Source organism: Pseudomonas pseudonitroreducens (assembly GCF_021603645.1).
Lineage (GTDB): Bacteria > Pseudomonadota > Gammaproteobacteria > Pseudomonadales > Pseudomonadaceae > Pseudomonas > Pseudomonas pseudonitroreducens.
On the sequence record NZ_BQHJ01000001.1, the window covers coordinates 636,113 to 650,194 of the forward strand.

The 14,082-nt window shown below is 65.4% G+C and carries 16 protein-coding genes; 11 read left to right on the forward strand and 5 right to left on the reverse strand.

All coding sequences use genetic code 11. The features are described from left to right. The first annotated feature begins 86 nt into the window (after positions 1–86). The 5 genes from L6D89_RS32605 to queF all read left to right on the forward strand — a co-directional run bounded on the left by L6D89_RS32605 (position 87) and on the right by queF (position 4,375). Positions 87–218, forward strand: coding sequence for a co-regulatory protein PtrA N-terminal domain-containing protein (locus L6D89_RS32605; RefSeq protein ID WP_275094668.1), 132 nt, complete (start codon positions 87–89; stop codon positions 216–218). 172 nt (positions 219–390) lie between these two features. Further along, the gene (copI, locus tag L6D89_RS02990) at positions 391–927 is read left to right on the forward strand and encodes a copper-resistant cuproprotein CopI (protein ID WP_236198694.1); all 537 of its coding nucleotides are present in this window, start codon (positions 391–393) and stop codon (positions 925–927) included. A gap of 10 nt (positions 928–937) precedes the next feature. Further along, positions 938–2,611 (forward strand): copper resistance system multicopper oxidase, encoded by a 1,674-nt coding sequence (locus tag L6D89_RS02995; protein WP_236198695.1) that lies wholly within the window; start codon positions 938–940, stop codon positions 2,609–2,611. Between the two features lie 9 nt (positions 2,612–2,620). Next, complete coding sequence (locus L6D89_RS03000; protein WP_236198696.1) at positions 2,621–3,328, forward strand: copper resistance protein B; 708 nt, start codon at positions 2,621–2,623, stop codon at positions 3,326–3,328. Positions 3,329–3,544: 216 nt separating this feature from the next. After that, positions 3,545–4,375: an NADPH-dependent 7-cyano-7-deazaguanine reductase QueF gene (queF, locus tag L6D89_RS03005; RefSeq protein ID WP_236198697.1), complete on the forward strand. Its 831-nt coding sequence runs from the start codon at positions 3,545–3,547 to the stop codon at positions 4,373–4,375. A gap of 70 nt (positions 4,376–4,445) precedes the next feature. On the opposite strand, the gene L6D89_RS03010 is transcribed toward queF, so the two are convergent. From L6D89_RS03010 to L6D89_RS03020, 3 genes are all read right to left on the reverse strand, one after another. Beyond that, complete coding sequence (locus L6D89_RS03010) at positions 4,446–4,709, reverse strand: DUF4404 family protein (protein WP_024763885.1); 264 nt, start codon at positions 4,707–4,709, stop codon at positions 4,446–4,448. Positions 4,710–4,787: 78 nt separating this feature from the next. Next, positions 4,788–5,369, reverse strand: coding sequence for a phosphonate degradation HD-domain oxygenase (locus L6D89_RS03015; RefSeq protein ID WP_236170775.1), 582 nt, complete (start codon positions 5,367–5,369; stop codon positions 4,788–4,790). Then, positions 5,366–6,109, reverse strand: a complete 744-nt coding sequence (locus L6D89_RS03020; protein ID WP_236198698.1) for an HAD superfamily inactivated hydrolase PcrP — start codon at positions 6,107–6,109, stop codon at positions 5,366–5,368. Before L6D89_RS03020 ends, L6D89_RS03015 begins: the two co-directional genes overlap by 4 nt. A gap of 114 nt (positions 6,110–6,223) precedes the next feature. Here L6D89_RS03020 and L6D89_RS03025 point away from each other — a divergent pair, with 114 nt between their 5' ends. The 4 genes from L6D89_RS03025 (at position 6,224) to rssC (ending at position 9,658) form a co-directional block, all read left to right on the forward strand. After that, entirely contained in the window at positions 6,224–6,940 is a 717-nt protein-coding gene (locus L6D89_RS03025; RefSeq protein ID WP_236198699.1) for a UTRA domain-containing protein, read from the forward strand. A 168-nt stretch (positions 6,941–7,108) separates the two neighbouring features. Then, positions 7,109–7,813: an MlaA family lipoprotein gene (locus tag L6D89_RS03030; protein WP_236170772.1), complete on the forward strand. Its 705-nt coding sequence runs from the start codon at positions 7,109–7,111 to the stop codon at positions 7,811–7,813. 181 nt (positions 7,814–7,994) lie between these two features. Then, positions 7,995–9,179, forward strand: coding sequence for a two-component system response regulator RssB (rssB, locus tag L6D89_RS03035; RefSeq protein ID WP_024763890.1), 1,185 nt, complete (start codon positions 7,995–7,997; stop codon positions 9,177–9,179). Continuing rightward, positions 9,176–9,658 (forward strand): anti-sigma factor antagonist RssC, encoded by a 483-nt coding sequence (rssC, locus tag L6D89_RS03040; protein ID WP_017517513.1) that lies wholly within the window; start codon positions 9,176–9,178, stop codon positions 9,656–9,658. Before rssB ends, rssC begins: the two co-directional genes overlap by 4 nt. A 65-nt stretch (positions 9,659–9,723) precedes the next feature. Here the strand turns inward: rssC and tal are convergent, their stop codons facing one another. After that, complete coding sequence (tal, locus tag L6D89_RS03045) at positions 9,724–10,644, reverse strand: transaldolase (RefSeq protein ID WP_045209021.1); 921 nt, start codon at positions 10,642–10,644, stop codon at positions 9,724–9,726. Between the two features lie 62 nt (positions 10,645–10,706). Continuing rightward, a complete protein-coding gene (gene dusA / locus L6D89_RS03050; protein ID WP_236170771.1) occupies positions 10,707–11,711 on the reverse strand; it encodes a tRNA dihydrouridine(20/20a) synthase DusA in 1,005 nt (334 codons plus the stop codon). Between the two features lie 194 nt (positions 11,712–11,905). Between dusA and L6D89_RS03055 the strand changes: the two genes are divergently transcribed. Together L6D89_RS03055 and L6D89_RS03060 are read left to right on the forward strand one after the other, a co-directional pair. Then, complete coding sequence (locus L6D89_RS03055; protein ID WP_236198700.1) at positions 11,906–12,247, forward strand: hypothetical protein; 342 nt, start codon at positions 11,906–11,908, stop codon at positions 12,245–12,247. Between the two features lie 491 nt (positions 12,248–12,738). Then, positions 12,739–13,956, forward strand: coding sequence for a methyl-accepting chemotaxis protein (locus L6D89_RS03060; RefSeq protein WP_373874927.1), 1,218 nt, complete (start codon positions 12,739–12,741; stop codon positions 13,954–13,956). Positions 13,957–14,082 lie beyond the last annotated feature (126 nt).

Here is a 14,082-nt window from a genome sequence, read left to right on the forward strand (position 1 = left end):
GGGTAATGGGGCGGTCAGCGGGCTGACAGCGTCGGCGTTGCAGAGTGGCGGCGTGTTCATTCTTCAGCGTCTTCGAGGAGTCCGCCATGCACCTGATCATCTCCACGCTGTTTGCCCTGCTGTTGTTCCCCGCCATGCCGGCGCTGGCCGATGGAGGAGGGGACATCACCTTCCAGCGCATGCAGGAACGGGCTGCCTCTGCGCGCCAGGTCTGTTGAATCCGCAGCATCGTGTTACCCCTTGCCCGCCCTTCGGCGGGCTTTTTTTCGCCCTCTTTATACCCCGCGCCGGGTGGTTCAGCGCCAAGCTGACAGAGTTGTAATCTTCCCGACAGGTAAGTCTCAGCGGCCGACAGCGACCATGGCCAGCATCCCAAGAAGGAGATTTGCCATGTCCCCGCGCCATCTGTTCCAAGCCGCTGTCATCAGTCTTGCCAGCGCTATCAGCCTGCCGGCCCTGGCCGATGCCGGGCACGCTTATGACTTCGGCAAGCCGGCCAAGGCCGCCCAGGCCACCCGCACCGTGGAGATCAAGCTGGGCGAGATGTTCTTCGAGCCGGAAAACATCGACGTGAAGCCCGGCGAGACCGTGCGCTTCGTCATCCACAACGGCGGCAGCCTGCTGCATGAGTTCAACCTGGGCAGCGCCGCCATGCACGCCGGCCACCAGAAGGAAATGCAGCAGATGATGGATGCCGGGATGCTCACGCCCACCGGTATGCAGCACGACATGAGCCAGATGGACCATTCGAAGATGGGCCACGGCCAGATGATGAAGCACGACGACCCCAACAGCGTGCTGGTGGAGCCGGGCAAGACCGCCGAGCTGACCTGGACCTTCAGCAAGGCCACCAGCCTGGAGTTTGCCTGCAACATTCCGGGGCACTACCAGGCCGGCATGGTCGGCAAACTGACCGTCAAGCCTTGAGCGCGCCGAGATGATTCGCGCAAGGGATTGGGCCCTGGGGGCGCTGCTGCTGGCACCGTGGGTGGCGCAGGCGGGCGTGTATGACCTGACGATTGGCGAGGGCGAGTTGAAGCTGTCCGATGGCGCGCGCAAGGCGCTGACGGTGAACGGCCAGACGCCCGCGCCGGAGTTGCGCTTCAAGGAGGGCGAGGACGTCGAATTGCGCGTCACCAATACCCTCGACCGTGACACCTCGCTGCACTGGCACGGGCTGATCCTGCCCTATACCCAGGACGGCGTGCCGGGCATCAGCTTCCCGGGGATCAAGCCCGGCGAGACCTTCACCTATCGCTTCACGGTGAAACAGTCCGGCACCTACTGGTACCACGCGCACAGCGACTTCCAGGAAATCGAGGGCTTGTACGGCCCGCTGGTGATCGAGCCGAAGGCGCGCGAGCCGTACCGCTATGACCGTGAATACACCCTGCTGCTGGCGGACTGGCACGACACCAAGCCGGAAACGGTGTTTGCCAACCTGAAGAAGCAGAGCGATTACTACAACCGCAATCAGCGCACCCTCGGCGATTTCATCGCCGATTCCAGCGCCAATGGCCTTATGGCAACCCTGCGCGATCGCCTGGACTGGGGCGGCATGCGCATGACGCCAACGGACATCGCCGACATTGCCGGCTTCCGCTTCCTGGTCAACGGCCAGGACTCCACGCAGAACTGGACCGGCCTGTTCAAGCCTGGCGAGCGGGTGCGCCTGCGCATCATCAACGGCTCGGGTATGAGCTACTTCGACCTGCGTATTCCCGGCCTGAAGATGACCGTGGTGCAGGCCGACGGCAACGACGTGCAGCCGGTGACGGTGGACGAGTTGCGCATCGCCGTGGCCGAGACCTACGACGTGATTGTCCAGCCGCAGGAGGACCGCGCCTACACCTTCTTCGCCGAAGCCATGGACCGCAGCGGCTATGCCCGTGCGACGCTGACGCCGCGCGCGGGCCTGGTGGCCGCGGTGCCGGCATTGCGCGAGCGGCCGCTACTGACCATGGCCGACATGGGCATGAGCCACGAGGGCATGGACCACGGCGGCATGGCGATGGGCGCGTCGAAGGATTCGGGCATGGCCGGTATGGATCACTCCGGCATGGCCGGCATGGACCATGCGCAGATGGCAGGCATGGATCACTCGGCCATGGCCGCGCCGAAGTCCGACTACGCGCCGGGCAGCGGGTTGACGCCGCAACCGGCCGAGCCGGGCAACCGCCTGCTGGTCTATGCGGACCTCAAGGCCATGCGCCCCTATGCCGACTACCGCGCGCCGGACCGCAGCATCGAGTTCCGCCTGACCGGCAACATGGAGCGCTACTTCTGGTCCATCGACGGCAAGAAGTACTCCGAAGCCGAGCCGATCCGCCTGACCTACGGCGAGCGGGTGCGCATCCGCTTCGTCAACGACACCATGATGACCCACCCCATGCACCTGCACGGCATGTGGATGCAACTGGACAAGGGCAACGGCCGCTTCAACCCGCTCAAGCACGTGGTCAGCGTGGCGCCGGGCAGCACCCTGGAGGTCGACGTGCCCGCCGACGCGCTGGGCGAGTGGGCCTTCCATTGCCACCTGATCTACCACATGGCCGCCGGCATGATGCGCAAGGTCATCGTCGAGCCGGCACCCGCCAGCGCCAGCCTCTGAGGAACCGCCATGAAACGCATAGCAACGGTGGCCTGCGCGGCGACCCTGGGCCTGGCCTTGCCCGCTGAAAGCGCCGAGATGGACGACATGCCGATGGGATCACTGCTGATCCAGCGCCTGGAAAGCCGCTTCCACGGCAACGACCAGGCGCTGGGCTGGGAAGCCCAGGGCTGGTACGGCAGCGATTACCAGAAGCTGCGTCTGAAACTCGAAGGTGAGCGCGACGCCGGCGGCCCGACCACCGATAACGAGGTTCAACTGCTCTACCAGCGCATGCTCGCGGATTTCTGGGACTGGCAGGTGGGCGTGCGCCATGACGACCAGCCGGGGCCGTCGCGCAGCTACGCAGTGCTGGGGTTCCAGGGGCTGGCGCCGCAGTGGTTCGAGGTGGACGCCAACCTGTTCCTCAGCGAGCGCGGCGACCCGTCGTTGCGCCTGGAGACCGAGTACGAGCTGCTGCTGACCCAGCGGCTGATTCTTGAGCCCGCGCTGGAGTACAACCTGGCCTTGGCCGATGACCGCGATACCGGCGTTGGCGCGGGCGGCAGCGAGCTTGAGGTGGGCTTGCGCCTGCGCTACGAAGTGCGCCGGGAGTTCGCGCCTTACTTCGGCTACGTCTGGAACAGGACCTACGGCCGCAGTGGCGATATCGCTCGCGGCGAGGGCGAGGAGGACGAGGAGGGCTACTGGGTGGCGGGCGTGCGGATGTGGTTCTGACTGGCTCTGCGTAGGATGGTGTGGAGCGCAGCGATACCCATCGATTCGGTGCGCAGGCAGCATGGGTATCGCCCCGCTCCACCCATCCTACAAAGGCGCATGCTGGATACGTCGGGATATCCGGCTCGTCCGCCGGCTGCTGAAAGGGGCGGCGGATTTGTATACACTCGCCGCCTCGCGTCACCACCCGCATCGCCGATCCAGCAGGACCTCCCCATGCAGCATCCCGCCGAACACTCGCCCCTGGGCAAATCCAGCGAATACGTCTCCACCTACGCGCCGGAGCTGCTGTTCCCGATCTCCCGCACCACCAAGTGGGCGGAACTGGGCCTGACCGCGGATACTCTGCCGTACCAGGGCGTGGACCTTTGGAACTGCTACGAACTGTCCTGGCTGACCGCGTCGGGCAAGCCGGTGGTCGCCATCGGCGAGTTCTCGATTCCGGCGCAGTCGCCGAACATCATCGAGTCCAAGTCCTTCAAGCTCTACCTCAACTCGCTGAACCAGACTGCCTTCGACAATGCCGAAGCCGTGCGCGCGGTGATGGAGCGTGATCTGTCCGCCGCCGCTGGCGCGCCGGTAGGCGTACGTGTTCGCGGCCTGGACGAAGTGGCGGGCGAGGGCGTGGCAGTCATCCAGGGCACCTGTGTCGACGACCTGGACGTCGCGGTAGAAAGCTACGACCACCCGCGCCCGGAGCTGCTGCGTTGCGATGACACCCGTCGCGTTGACGAAGTGCTCTACAGCCACCTGCTCAAATCCAACTGCCCGGTCACTGGCCAGCCGGATTGGGGCACCCTGGTAGTCGAGTACGCCGGTCCGGCGCTGGATGCCGCGAGTCTGCTGGCCTACGTGGTTTCTTTCCGCCAGCACCAGGATTTCCACGAGCAATGCGTCGAGCGCATCTACCTCGACCTGCAGCGCCTGCTGCAGCCGGCTCGCCTGACCGTTTATGCGCGCTACGTGCGCCGTGGCGGGCTGGACATCAACCCGTACCGCAGCAGCGATGCCGTGCAGCCGGACAATCGCCGGCTGGTGCGTCAGTAATTCTCGGCGCGCCTGTAAATCGCAGATACAAAAAACCCGGCCATGGCCGGGTTTTTCATGTCTGGGAGCTTCAGATGCCCATGTTCGCCAGGCTCTGCACGATGGAGCGGAGCGTGCCGGCCAAGGTCGGATGGCTTGCCTCGAAGCGCTCGACGGCCAGGTTGACGTTATCCATCAGGGTCTCGTCGGCCAGCGCCTCTTCGTTGGCCAGCTGCAACTCGATGTCCTTGATCAGCGCTTGCAGCGATTCGCGCTCTTCCGCGTTCAGCGGCGGCTGACGCTCCAGTTGGTCGCGCAGGGCCTGGAGTTCTTCCTGGAGGCGTTGTGTCGGCATGGTGGTGTCCTTCTGCGGTACGTACCCAAAGATGGACCTCGCCCGGCAGGGAAAAGGTCCATCGCCATGCCTTTGAGCTTAACTCGCCGCGCGCACCCTTGCCTGATGCCGATCAACCCGCAGGAGGCGTTCGAGCAGCGGGAAGAAGTGCTCCAGCTCCGGCGTGCGCATGGCCGGGTCCTTGCCCAGGTCATCCAGCCGCCGCAGGGTCAGGGCGTCCTGGGAGAAGGGCGCGTTGAGGAAAGCGCTGGCGCCGCGCTCGTCGAAAGGGCCGCCCTGCAGCGCCAGGCTCTGCCGCGAAGCCCAGGACAGGCCGGCGTGGTAGGCAGGGTCCACCGCGCAGAGGTAGCGCTTGGCGGCGACATGCAGGCGGATCGGCTGCCAGACGGATTCGGGCAGCAGCTCGCGTAGCAGGCTGGCGCCGAACTCTTCGTGGCGCAGGTCCTGTTCCTCGATCAGCTCAGGGTCCTCGTAGAGGTGGCCGATGTCGTGGAGCAGGGCGGCGATCACCAGGCTGTCGGAGCAGCCGGCGCGCTCGGCCAGGGTGGCGCACTGCAACGCGTGCTCGGCCTGGCTGACGGCTTCGCCGTAAGGCTCGGCGCCGTGGCTGGCGAAACGCTCGGCCAGCTCGTCGAGGAAGCGGTGGCGCTCGTGCTTCATGGTTTTTCTCCTTTCAGGCGGCGGCCGGCGATGTCCTGCAGGCAGGAATCCAGCTCGCCCAGATGATCGATGACCGAGTGCACGCCGAGACGGTACAGGCCGAGTGTGGCCTGGGCGCGCAGGCGGTCGCGGTCGAGACTGCCCAGAGCGTCCCAGTCGCCCGGCGCGTGGCCGCACAGGGGGCTGCTGGCGGCCAGGCCGATGGTCCACAGGCCGGCGTTGAGGCCAGCCTGGAGCAGGCGCGGCTGGCCGCTGACCAGCACGCAGCCGTCCAGCGCTGGCGTACCAAGCTGCATCAGCGCCTGCCAGCAGGAGTCCGGCGCTGGCCATTGACGGCCAGCGATTTCCAGCCCGGTAGCGAGGTGCTCGTCCACTACGGCAGCCAGGTGCAGCGCGGTGGCACTGGGCAATTCGTCGAGCCAGGCGCAGGGGACGCCGCGCTGGTGCAGTGCCTGCAAGGCGTCCAGGGCGCCGGGAGTGGCTTCGGCGTGGGCCTGGGCGGCGGCGTCCAGGGCGGACTGGAAGTGGCGGCGCTCCTGGCTGTCGGCGCAACGGCCCAGCGCCAGTTCCAGGGCCTCCTGCGGAGGCAGGGTGAGGGCGTTGCTCAGGCGTTCCGGCGGACAATCGGGGCAGGTGCGTTGCAGGGCTACCGGCAGCGTCCTTGCGCCGAAGTCCACCAGGTCGCCCGACAGTCCGAACAGCAGGGTAGTGAAGTGCGGAAGCTCGGCAGTCGCAGGCATGGTGGGCTTTTCTGATGATTGGTCTAGGCCAGATTAGCCGGCCATTGTGACGGTCCGATGAAGTCCGCCGTGGTGTCGTTATAATCGCCGCGCCTTTTTCGTGGATGATGCCCCATGCCGGTCGAACCCATCCCCCACTACCTGCGTATCCGCGACCAGCTTGCGCAGGACATTGCCAGTGCCGCCCTGACTGAACGCCTGCCCGCCGAGCGTGAGCTGGCCGAGCGCTTTGGCTGCACCCGAGTGACCCTGCGCGAGGCGCTGCAACAGCTGGAAACTGAGGGCGTGCTCTACCGCGAGAACCGTCGCGGCTGGTTCGTCTCGCCGCCGCGCATCCGCTACAACCCGACCCGCAGCACCGGTTTCATGGATTACGTCCAGGCCCAGGGGCGTGTACCGCGTACCGAGGTCCTGGCCGCCGAACGCCGCGCTGCCGGGCCGGCACTGGCGCGCCGCATGGGGCTGGATGAAGAGGCCGAGGTATTTCACATCCTGCGTCGCCGCTGGGTCGACGAGCGGCCGGTGATGCTGGAGGAACTCACCCTGGATGCCAGCTGGTGCCCAGGCCTGCTCGACCACGGGCTGGACACCTCGCTCACCCGCGTACTGCGCGAGGAGCTGGGGCTGAGCCTGTCGCGCTCCGAGCTGGCCATGCATTCCACGGCGCTGGTGGCTGCGCAGGCGACACCGCTGCAACTGACGCCAGGCGCGCCGGGCCTGCATGTGGAGCGCGCAAGCTTTGTCGACGGCGGCCGGCTGGTGGAGTGGGACCAGGAGTTCTGGCGCTCCGACGCACTGGAAATTGTCATCGACGCACGGTATCCGGACTGAACTGGCACTATGCTTTGGGCTGGAGCAAGCGAAACGGTAGTGCGCGGCCACGAATCGAAATCCTGTGAGATCGGTTCGGGTCCGCAAAACCGTTTCGCCTCTATATAATCTGCCCGCATAGCGGGGCCGCCATGGCTGGCCCGAAAGACATTCACTGGAGAATTCCCGATGCGCCCACTTGGCGTCCAATGGACGAAACGCTGCTTCAGCCTGCTCGCCGCCGCCGGCCTGGCCACGATCCCGTTCCTGGCCCAGGCCGCCAGCGAAGACGACCCGTGGGAAAGCATCAACCGCCCGATCTTCACCTTCAACGACACCCTGGACACCTACGCGCTCAAGCCGCTGGCCCAGGGTTACCAGTACGTCACCCCCAACGTCGTGCAGGATGGCGTGCACAACTTCTTCGGCAACATCGGTGACGTGAAGAACCTGGTCAACGACCTGCTGCAGCTGAAATTCCGTGACGCCGGCGTCGATACCAGCCGTCTGCTGTTCAACACCACCTTCGGCCTGGCCGGCTTCATCGACGTGGCTACCCATATGGGACTGCGCCGCAACGACGAGGACTTCGGCCAGACCCTCGGCCATTACGGCGTGGGCAGTGGCCCCTACGTGATGCTGCCGCTGCTGGGCCCGAGCACCCTGCGCGATGCGCCGTCGCTGATCCCGGATGCCTACACCGGCCCGTATCCGTACATCGACAATGTATCGGTACGTAACAGCGTTCGCGGCGTCGACGTGGTCGATACCCGTGCCGACCTGCTCAAGTCCGAGAAGCTGATCAGCGGCGACAAGTACACCTTCATCCGCAACGCCTACTTGCAGAACCGCGAGTTCAAGGTGAAGGACGGCGAAGTCGAAGACGACTTCTGATCGGCCTTGCGCGCAGACCTTTTCTGTCCTCCAGCCCGCGCCATTGGTGGCGCGGGCGGCGCCTGCTTGAACCCTTGAGCGGATGGGAGTAGTGTCTGCGCCTTGTCGCGACCGACCCGCGCCGCTGTTCCCTAGAATGAGCGCCAAACCACAACCCCGGCGCCGTTTGCCTGGATGACCCATGCACAAAGCCAGTGCCTCGCTGCTGATTATCGATGACGACGACGTCGTCCGCGAAAGCCTCGCCGCCTACCTGGAAGACAGCGGATTCAAGGTCACACAGGCCACCAACGGCCTGGAAGGCCTGAAAGTCTTCGAGCACCAACTCCCCGACCTGGTGATCTGCGATCTGCGCATGCCGCAGATGGACGGCCTCGAGCTGATCCGTCGCGTCAGCGAGATGGCGGTGGAAACCCCGGTGATCGTGCTGTCCGGTGCCGGTGTCATGAGCGACGCCGTCGAGGCCCTGCGCCTGGGCGCCGCCGACTACCTGATCAAGCCGCTGGAAGACCTCGCCGTCCTGGAGCACTCGGTACGCCGTGCGCTGGACCGCGCCTTCCTGCGTTCGGAAAACCGCCGCTACCGCGAGAAGCTGGAAACCGCCAACCGCGAGTTGCAGGCCAGCCTGAACCTGCTCCAGGAGGACCAGAACGCCGGTCGCCAGGTGCAGATGAACATGCTGCCGGAAACGCCCTGGGAGTCCGAAGGCCTGGCCTTCTCCCACCAGATCATTCCGTCGCTGTACCTGTCGGGTGATTTCGTCGACTACTTCCGTGTGGATGCCCGGCGCATCGGCTTCTACCTGGCGGACGTCTCCGGCCACGGCGCTTCGTCCGCCTTCGTCACCGTGCTGCTGAAGTTCATGACCACGCGGCTGCTGTACGAGTCCAAGCGCAACGACATGCTGCCGGAGTTCAAGCCGTCGGACGTCCTCGGCCACATCAACCGCGGGTTGATCAACTGCAACCTGGGCAAGCACGTGACCATGCTCGGTGGCGTGATCGACCTGGATACCGATCGCCTGACCTATAGCATCGGCGGCCATCTGCCGCTGCCAGTGCTCTATGTCGATGGTGAAGCCCGCTACCTGGAAGGCCGTGGCCTGCCGGTGGGGCTGTTCGATGAAGCGACTTACGAGGATCATGTCCTCGATCTTCCCAAATCCTTCAGTCTTTCCCTGTTCTCGGACGGCATTCTCGACGTCCTTCCGGGAGCTACGCTGAAGGAAAAGGAGACGGCCCTGCCCGAGCAGGTCGTCGCCGCCGGCGGAACCCTGGATGGCCTGCGTCAAGTCTTCGGACTGGCCAAGTTGTCCGAGATGCCGGATGATATTGCCTTGCTGGTGTTGAGCAGGAACCTTGCATGAGTACCGGTAAAATCCAGTTCGCCGAGCAGGATGGCTCATTCGTCCTGAAGTTCGTGGGCGAAGTCCGACTGACCCTGTGTTCGGCGCTGGATGCCACCATTGAAAAAATCTTCGCCGCGTTGAATTTCTCGGCGATCATCATCGATCTCACGGAAACCCAGAGCATCGACAGCACCACGCTGGGCCTCCTGGCGAAGTTGTCGATTCTCTCGCGGCAGAAGGTCGGCCTGTTGCCCACGCTGGTCACCACCAACGCGGACATCACCCGGTTGCTGCAGTCGATGGGCTTCGATCAGGTGTTCAACATCGTTGACCGCCCGATTCCGTGCTCGGATTGCCTGACCGATCTGCCTCCCCAGGACCAGTCCGAGGAGGTGGTACGCGGCAAGGTGCTCGAGGCCCACCGTATCCTGATGGGCCTGAACGAGACCAACCGCGAGGCCTTCCACGATCTGGTGAGCGCGCTCGAGCGCCACTGATTCGATGAGCTGAAATGCAAACCGGCGCCCTGGGGCGCCGGTTTGCGTTTGCTCGTCCGCAGTTTTCAGCGGTTGGCGAGCAGCGCCTCGAGCTTTTCCTGGTCGCGGGCGAACAGGCGGATGCCTTCGGCGAGCTTCTCGGTGCCCATGGCGTCTTCGTTCATCTGCCAGCGGAAGGTACTTTCGTCCAGCACCTGGCGCGCCTCGCCACCGCCGGGCTGCAGTGCGCGTGGCAGTTCGCCCTGGGCGTCGGCCAATTGCTGCAGCAGGTCCGGGCTGATGGTCAGGCGGTCGCAGCCGGCGAGCTGCTCGATCTGGCCGAGGTTGCGGAAGCTGGCGCCCATCACCACGGTTTCGTAGCCGTTGGCCTTGTAGTAGCGATAGATGCGCGAAACGGACTGCACGCCCGGATCTTCTGCACCCACGTAGTCGCGGTTGTTGGCCTTCTTGTACCAGTCGTAGATGCGCCCGACGAAGGGTGAGATCAGGAACACGCCGGCGTCGGCGCAGGCGGCGGCCTGGGCGAAGGAGAACAGCAGGGTGAGGTTGGTCTGGATGCCTTCGCGCTCCAGTTGCTCGGCCGCGCGAATGCCTTCCCAGGTGGAAGCGATCTTGATCAGCACGCGATCGCGGCCGATGCCCTGCTGGTCATACAGGTCGATCAGGCGGTGGGCGCGCTGCAGGGTGGCTTCGGTATCGAAGGACAGGCGGGCGTCCACTTCGGTGGAGATGCGCCCCGGAATAACACCCAGGATGTCCTTGCCCACCGCGACGGCGAAGCGGTCGCAGGCCAGGCCGGCGTCGCCCTGTGCGCCTTCGGTGGCGCGCGCCAGGTGCTCGGTGTAGCGGGGCAGGGCGGCAGCCTTCAGCAGCAATGACGGGTTGGTGGTGGCATCCACTGGCTTCAGGCGGGCAATGGCGTCGAAATCGCCGGTATCGGCGACAACCGTGGTGTATTGCTTGAGTTGTTCCAGCTTGGAGGTCATGGCGCGTCTTCCGTAGAGAGTGCACCGACCTTACCCGAGGCCGATGCGCCACTCAACGGGACTCAATGACCGGCGAGAAGTTCTCCGGCCTGATCGAGCAGGCCAAGGGAATCCTTGGTCTTGTGAACGTCCACCGAAAGCAGCTGGCGGAAGCGTCGCGCGCCCGGGAATCCCTGCGCCAGGCCCAGGACGTGGCGGGTCACATGGTGCATCGCACCGCCCTCGGCAATGTGCCGCTCGATGTACGGGCGCATCCGCGCCAGGGCTTCTGCGCGGGTGATGGCGGGCTCTGGCGAGCCATACAGCGCGGCGTCCACCTGGGCCAGCAGGTAAGGGTTGTGGTACGCCTCGCGGCCAAGCATCACGCCGTCGAACACCTGCAGGTGCTCGCGGCATTCCTCCAGGGTCTTGATGCCGCCATTAAGGACGATCTCCAGTTCCGGGAAGTCGCGCTTGAGCTGCGCGGCGATGTCATAGCGCAGCGGCGGGATTTCGCGATTTTCCTTGGGTGACAGGCCTTCGAGGATGGCGATGCGCGCGTGCACGGTGAAGCTGCGGCAGCCGGCATCGCGCACCTGGCCGACGAAGTCGCAGAGCTCTTCGTAGCTGTCGCGGCCGTTGATGCCGATGCGGTGCTTGACCGTCACCGGGATCGATACCGCGTCACGCATGGCCTTCACGCAGTCCGCGACCAGCGCCGGGTGGCCCATCAGGCAGGCGCCGATCATGTTGTTCTGCACACGGTCGCTGGGGCAGCCGACGTTCAGGTTCACTTCGTCGTAGCCGGCTTCCTCGGCCAGCTTCGCCGCCGCGGCCAGATCCGCCGGGTTGCTGCCGCCCAGTTGCAGCGCCAGCGGGTGCTCGCACTCGTCGTGGCGCAGGAAGCGCGCAGCATCGCCGTGCAGGATGGCGCCGGTGGTGACCATCTCGGTGTAGAGCAGGGCGTGGCTGGAAAGTTGACGCAGGAAGTACCGACAGTGGCGGTCGGTCCAGTCCATCATCGGCGCCACGGAGAAGCGGCGGGAGGGCTCGGGGCGGGTAGTGGCGGTCGGAGCGGCAGTGGTCATCGGTGCTTCGTATCTGGCTTCGCTGGGGGGGGGCGCGAAATCGCTCGCACCGCGGAAAGGGCGGAGATTTTACCGGTCTTGCCGAGGATGCGCACGGAAACCGGCAGGCGGTCTGTCCTGGGCTTGACCTGGCCTGGCGGTCAGCATCGACGCAACTGCTACCCTCTGGTTTCCTGACAGAAGGATCTCACTCGATGAAACCCCTATTGCTGACGCTTCCGCTGATCCTGCTGGCCGCCTGCTCCTCGCCGGGCAAGCTGAAGGAGGATGCTCCGGCATTGCGGCTGGAGAGCGGTAAATCGCCCTCGGTCTACATGACCTGCCTGTTGCCGAAATGGCAGGCAATCCGCTCGTCGTCGACGGTGAAGGAAATCCGCTTTGGCTACCGGCTGCTGATACCGGCCACATCGGGCGACAGCCCTGAGGCGTTGCTGGAGACGACGGCAGCGGACAAGGGCAGCGATGTGGTGCTCTATCGTCGCCATTCGCCGAGCCCGGACGATGCGATCACCCAGGCGGCGCGCAGTTGCCTGTAGCGACTCAAGCAGCGCCTCGTCTACCACTAAGGAACGATAGCCGCCGGGTGCAGCAGGCGGCCTAATGGCTCTGACAAGAATAATCAGGCTTCCCGCTAGCGTGCCTGCGCTGCGCAGCGGTCGAGGCCCAGTAGAAGAGAGCTGCCGCCATGGATATCGCGCGTCCGCGTATCATCCTCATCCTTACCTTGCAGACTTGCGGCCTGGTGCTGCTGTTCATCGCCCAGGCGCTGGGCGGCTGGCCGCTGTCGCTGTGTCTGCTGCTGGCCGCGGTGCTGCTCTGGGGGCCGTGGTTCGTTCCCGAGCGGACGGCCTCGGCCGGTGCGCTGGCGGTGCTGCCGGATGTCGCCGAGCTGACCCGCGAGCTGTCCCAGGGCACCAGTCGCAATGCGCTGTCCGCTGCCGGGGTGTCCTTCTCGGTGCAGCGCCTGGTGGAGAAGCTGGAGTCCCAGGTGGTGGCCGCCGAACAGATCGTCGGCAGCGCCGAGGTGATGATCCACACCGAGCGCGCCACTTCGAATCTGGCGCGCCAGGCGAAGGAGGCGGCCACGCTCGCCCGTGCCGGCAGCGATGCCGGGCGCAGCGAGTTGCACGCCGCCATCGATTGCATGCGCCAACTGAGCCAGCGCGCCAGTGCCAGCCGCGCGCTGATCGAGACGCTGAATGCGCGCAGTGAGGATATCCAGCGTGTCACCCAGGTCATCCAGTCCATCGCCAGCCAGACCAACCTGCTGGCCCTTAACGCGGCCATCGAGGCGGCGCGGGCGGGCGAGCACGGCCGAGGCTTCGCCGTGGTCGCCGAGGAAGTTCGCGGTCTGGCCGGGCGTACCGCCGAGGCTACCGACGAAGTCGGGCAGATGATCGAGGACATCCAGCGCCAGACCGGCGAGGTGGTGGAGCAGATTCGCCAGCTCACCGATGACCTCGGCCTGGGCGTCAGTCAGGTGGAAAGTACTGGCCGGCAGTTGCAGGACATCGCCGGGCTGGCCGCCACGGTGGAAACCCAGATCACCGAGATCGCCGAAGGCGCCGAGATCAACCGCAATCAGCTGGACAGCCTGTTCGCTGCCGTCGAGCAGGTGCGCGGCGACCTGCGTGCGAGCGATGAGCAGACGCACCGGCTGGCGGACGCGGCGGTGCAGCTGGAAACCCAGGCGGAAATGATCAGCGAGCGCCTGGCCGAAGTGGCCCTGGACGATTATCACCAGCGCATCTACGACCTCGCGCGAGCGGGCGCGCAGGCCATCGGCGCGCGATTCGAGGCGGACATCGATACCGGCCGCATCGGTCCGGACGATCTGTTCGATCGCGATTACCAGCCGCTGCCCGGCACCCGCCCGCAGAAGTACCGCACGCGCTTCGACCGCTATACCGACGAGGTGTTGCCGCGTATCCAGGAAGACCTGCTGCAACGTCACGAAGGTCTGGTGTTCGCCATTGCCTGCACCGCCGAGGGCTATGTGCCGACGCACAACCAGGCTTTCAGCCATCCGCCGAGCGGCGACTTGCAGGTGGACATGCTCAAGAGCCGCAGCAAGCGCCTGTTCAACGACCGCACCGGGGTGCGCTGCGGCAGTCACAACCAGCCGATGCTGCTGCAGACCTACTGCCGTGATACCGGCGAGCTGATGCACGACCTTTCGGTGCCGATCTACGTGCGCGGACGCCAGTGGGGCGGCCTGCGCCTGGGCTACCGCCCGGAAGGCTAAATCCGACTGCCCGTATGAAAGCCACCCTGCAGGAGCGAGCTTGCTCGCGAACCAGACCCCGTTGCGGGGCTGTTCGCGAGCAAAGACTAGGCGGTTTAGAGCCGCAGAATTAAAAAAAGCCGCGAA